General features: G+C 69.2%; 4 protein-coding genes and 1 pseudogene. All 5 read left to right on the top strand.

Translation table 11 applies throughout. The features are described 5' to 3' along the window. Positions 1–357: ATP-binding cassette domain-containing protein (locus tag Q0581_RS08855; RefSeq protein ID WP_298699500.1), on the top strand; the 357-nt coding region annotated here is incomplete at its 5' end. Beyond that, positions 354–1,367, top strand: a complete 1,014-nt coding sequence (gene phnD / locus Q0581_RS08850; protein WP_298699499.1) for a phosphate/phosphite/phosphonate ABC transporter substrate-binding protein — start codon at positions 354–356, stop codon at positions 1,365–1,367. The genes Q0581_RS08855 and phnD (Q0581_RS08850), both read left to right, overlap by 4 nt. Beyond that, positions 1,364–2,257 (top strand): annotated as a pseudogene (gene phnD, locus Q0581_RS08845) (phosphate/phosphite/phosphonate ABC transporter substrate-binding protein); the annotation flags it as partial. The gene phnD (Q0581_RS08850) and the pseudogene phnD (Q0581_RS08845), both read left to right, overlap by 4 nt. A gap of 174 nt (positions 2,258–2,431) precedes the next feature. Then, complete coding sequence (phnE, locus tag Q0581_RS08840) at positions 2,432–3,268, top strand: phosphonate ABC transporter, permease protein PhnE (protein ID WP_298699501.1); 837 nt, start codon at positions 2,432–2,434, stop codon at positions 3,266–3,268. Between the two features lie 71 nt (positions 3,269–3,339). Then, the coding region (locus Q0581_RS08835) for a substrate-binding domain-containing protein (protein ID WP_298699498.1) at positions 3,340–4,060 on the top strand (721 nt) is incomplete at its 3' end.

The raw sequence follows: 4,060 nt of genomic DNA, 5'->3' as shown, positions 1-4,060 counted from the left end.
TACGCCGCCCAGCGCGCCAACACCCTGTCGGGCGGCCAGCAGCAGCGCGGCGCCATCGCCCGCGCCCTGGTCCAGGGCGCCAAGGCCATCCTGGCCGACGAACCGGTGGCCTCGCTGGACCCCGTCTCGGCCCGCAAGGTGATGGAGCAGCTGGTCGAGCTGAACAAACGCGACGGTCTGGGGGTGATCGTCACCCTGCACCAGGTCGATTACGCCATCCGCTACTGTGAACGTGTGGTCGCCTTGCAGGCGGGCAAGATCGTCTATGACGGCCCGTCGACCGGGCTGGACCATTCGACCCTGGTGTCCATCTATGGGCCCGAGTTTGAAGACGCCTTCTGGGAGACGCAGGCGTGACAATCGCCCGCCGTCCGGGGCGATGGCTGCGTCGCGCCGGGGCGGCGGTGACGGCCCTGGGCCTGAGCGTTGTGCTGGCGGCCTGTGGCGACGATGCGCGCCGCGACGGTCCGGCCGCGCCCATCGCCTTCGCCATTCTGTCGGCCGAGGGACAGGCGGCGGTCGAACCTCTGTGGCGGCCGCTGCTGGACGACATGTCCCAGGCCGTGGGCGCGCCGGTCCAGGCGCGGTTCGGGGCCAACTACGCCGAACTGGTGCGCGCCATGCAGGCCGGAGAGGTCCAGGCCGCCTGGATGTCGCCGCGCCCGGCGATCCAGCTGATCGACGCCGGCGTCGCCGAGATCGCGGCCCGCACCGTCGATCGCGGCGGGGCCGACAGCTATCGCTCGGTGATGATCGCCAGCGTGGGATCGGGCCTGACGCTGGATCGCATCCTGGCCTGCGACGGGGGGCTGAAGCTGGGGCTGGGGGATGCGGATTCCACCTCGGCCACCCTGGCGCCCGCCGCCTTTCTGTTCGGGCCGCGCGGGATCGATCCGGCGACCTGTTTCGCCTCGGTCCGTTCGGGCGACTATCCGTCCAACGCCTATGCGGTGGCCGGCGGATCGCTGGATGTGGCGGTGGTCAACACCGTGACCCTGGACCAGTTGCGACGCCAGAACCCCCAGATCGCCGAACAGCTGCGTGAGGTGTGGCGTTCGCCCGCCCTGCCCGAGGGCGCCGTCCTGGTGCGCACGGATCTGGACCCGGCGGTCAAGGAGAAGCTACGCGGCTTCCTTTTGACCTATGGCGATGGCGACAGCACGACCGCCGCGCGCCAGCGCCAGGTGCTGGCGGCTCTGAACTATTCCCGCTTCCGCGCCGCCGACGCCGGTTATCTGGACCCGGTGCGCGAGATGCTGGCGAGCCGCAACCTGGCCCAGGCGCGCGCCTCGGGCGACCGGGCCGCCGCTCGCACCGCCGAGGCCGAACTTCAACGCCTGCGCGTCAAGCGCGAGGTTCAGCCATGACGTCGTCGAACGCCTATTCGCGAAAGACCTCCCCCATGACCTTCCGTTCCCTGTTCGCGGGCCTGAGCGCCCTGATGGCGGCGCTGATGCTGGGCCTGCAGGCCGCGCCCGCGATGGCGCAAGGCCGCGACGCCGCCGCCCCGCGCGAACTGGTGTTCACCATCCTGTCGGCCGAAGGCCAGGCCTCGTCTGGTCCTTTGTGGGAGCCGCTGCTGCGGGATCTGGAGCGCGAGATCGGCATTCCGGTGAAGCCCATCTTCGGCACCAACTATTCGGTGCTGGTCGAGGCGATGCGCGCCAATCAGGCCCAGATCGGCTGGTTCTCGGCCCTGCCGGCGGTCCAGGCCATCGACCGCTCGAACGCCGAGGTCATCGCCCGCACGGTCGATGTCGAAGGCAAGGATTCCTATGTCTCGTCGCTGATCGTGAAGGCCGGATCGGGCATCACGGCCGAAGACGTGGCCCGCTGCGGCAAGCGCTACACCTTCGGCATCGGCGACGCCCAGTCGACCTCGGGCACCCTGGCGCCCATGACCTTCTTCTTCAGCCCGCGCGGCATCGACCCGCGCCAGTGTTTCTCGACCGTGCGGTCGGCCAACCACCAGGCCAACTCCTTCGCCGTGGCCAATGGTCAGGTGGACGTGGCCACCTCCAACTCGGTCAACACCGTCTTCCTGGGCCGTCAGAACCCCGAGATCGCGCGCCAGATCCAGGTGATCTGGGAATCGCCGCCCATCCCGGAATCCGGCATCCTGCTGCGCAAGGATCTGCCGCCGGCGCTGAAGGCCCGCATCCGCGAATTCTTCGTCAACTACGGCCAGGGTTTCGGCCCCGACGCCCAGCGCCAGCGCCAGGTGATGGAGGGTCTGAACTATTCCCAGTTCCGCGCCGCCGACAACAGCTACCTGGACCCCATCCGCGAGATGAAGGCCGACCAGGCCCGCCGCGAAGGCGTGGCCAGCGAGGTCGCGCCGCCTGAAAAGAAGACCACCGGCGAAACGGTCGCCCATGTGCTGACGACGGCCTGGCCCTTTGTGCTGATCGCCCTGGCCGCCCTGGTCGCCATGGCTCTGAACGCCCGTCGCCGTCCGGTCGCCGCGCCCGGCGACGGATCGCAGGTTCCGGCCGCGCCCGAGAAATCGGCCGCCGCCTGGTCGCTGGACATCCTGTTGTGGGGCGGGTTCGCGGTGATCCTGATCGCCAGCTTCGGCCGGGTCGACCTGCCGAACATCGTCAACATCTTCGGCAATTCCGAGAACATTCGGAACTACGGCAAGGACTTCCTGAACCCCGACTTCAGCCAGTGGCGGCTGATGGTCGGGCAGATGTGGCTGACGGTGCAGATCGCGCTGTGGGGCACCTTCCTGGCGGTCTTCCTGGCCGTGCCGCTCAGCCTGATGGCGTCGCGCAACCTGGCCCCGGCCTGGCTGGTCTGGCCGGTGCGGCGGGTGATGGACCTGCTGCGGTCCATTCCCGATCTGGTCATCGGCACCCTGTTCATCGTCGCCGTGGGTCTGGGCCCGCTGGCAGGGGTTCTGGCCATTGCCCTGAACACGGCCGGCGTGTTGGCCAAGCTGTTCTCCGAGGCGGTGGAATCCATCGACAAGGGGCCGGTCGACGGCGTCAAGGCGACCGGCGCCGGGCGCCTGCATGAAATCACCTGGGGCGTCATTCCGCAGGTGGCGCCGCTGTGGACCTCGTTCGCCCTTTATCGCTTCGAATCGAACAGCCGCGCGGCCACCGTTCTGGGCCTGATCGGCGCGGGCGGCATCGGCCAGGCCCTGTTCGAAAGCCTGCAGGCGTTCGACTATCGCACCGTGTCGCTGATCGCGATCATCATCATCGTGGCGGTGACCCTGATCGACATGCTGTCCCAGGCGATGCGCAAGCGGCTGCTGTAGCCGCGGCCGACTTCGCTGAACTGTCGCAATCCTCTGGTCTAAGCGGCGCTTCCAGATACGGGAGCCTCGCCATGATCCGCACCCTGCTGACCGCCGCCTCGGCCGTCGCCCTGATCGCCGTCGCCGCGTGTGGAGACGGCGCCGGCGGCGGGTCCGCCACCCGTTCGGGCATATGGGCCGCCGGCTCCTCGACCGTCTTCCCGTTCGCCACCCGCGTGGCCGAGAATTTCAACCGGACCCAGGGCGGCGCCGCGCCGCGCATCGAATCGCTGGGCACCGGCGGCGGCATCCAGGCCTTCTGCCAGGGCGTCGGCCCCCAGACGCCGGACATCGCCAACGCCTCGCGCCAGATGAAGGCTTCGGAGTTCGAGCTGTGCGCCAAGAACGGCGTCACCGACATCATCGAGATCAAGATCGGCTATGACGGCATCGTCATCGCCACCGCCCGCACGGGCAGCAGCTTCGACCTGCGTCTGGCCGATCTGTACGGCGCCCTGGCCGCCCAGGTTCCGGGCGCCGAGGGTGCGTTTGTCGCCAATCCCGCGACCCACTGGAACCAGGTGAACCCCGCCCTGCCGAACCAGCGCATCCAGGTCTATGGCCCGCCGCCGACCTCGGGCACGCGCGACGCCTTCCTGGAGCTGGGCATGGCCCCGGCGGCCAAGACCATGCCGGCCCTGGCGGCGCTGGAAGCCTCGGACAAGGCCCGGTTCGAGGCCCTGTCGCACACCCTTCGCGAAGACGGCGCCTGGATCGACTCGGGCGAGAACGACAACGCCATCGTCCAGACCC

The sequence above is a fragment of the uncultured Brevundimonas sp. genome, assembly GCF_937863155.1.
GTDB lineage: Bacteria > Pseudomonadota > Alphaproteobacteria > Caulobacterales > Caulobacteraceae > Brevundimonas.
Note: the sequence above shows the minus strand (reverse complement) of the source record. Positions and strands in the feature narration are given on the sequence as shown.

Bases quoted from the DNA above. Each gene is read 5' to 3' on its own strand.
- phnE (WP_298699501.1), top strand. From the start codon at position 2,432: ATGGCTCTGAACGCCCGTCGCCGTCCGGTCGCCGCGCCCGGCGACGGA.